General features: G+C 61.6%; 1 protein-coding gene. It reads left to right on the top strand.

Going from position 1 to position 365, the window contains the following annotated elements; all coding sequences use genetic code 11:
- Positions 1–110: 110 nt before the first annotated feature.
- On the top strand, positions 111–365 hold a 255-nt coding region (locus tag ACK8OU_RS20505), incomplete at its 3' end, for a CoA transferase (protein ID WP_410305172.1).

Raw genomic sequence — 365 nt, 5'->3', positions numbered from 1 at the left:
GCGGAATGGTCAACATCACGCCGGAAGCCGCGGGGCGCGCCGTACTGGCAACCAGGGGAAGCAGTCGTTGATAGCGTTTCAGCATTACGAGGAGAGGCATCGAAGTGACAATGCAATCTAGGCCGACGGTTTCTCATGGCGCGGGCTGGCGACCACTTGCCGGCGTCAAGCTGCTGGACTTTTCGGCCCTTCTGCCTGGACCTATGGCAGGGGGGATCTTCGCCGACCTCGGCGCGGAGGTTATCAAAATCGAGCCATTGACCGGCGACGCGGTACGTCATCGAGGCGTGCTGGCCCCGATTCACCGCAGCGCCAACCGCAGCAAGTCCAGTCTGTTGATCAATCTGAAGAAACCGGAGGCGGCC

The sequence above is a fragment of the Pontitalea aquivivens genome, assembly GCF_046507575.1.
Taxonomy (GTDB): Bacteria; Pseudomonadota; Alphaproteobacteria; order Rhodobacterales; family Rhodobacteraceae; genus Pontitalea; species Pontitalea aquivivens.
The sequence above is the reverse complement of the archived record's forward strand: the minus strand, read 5'-3'. Positions and strand labels throughout refer to the sequence as shown.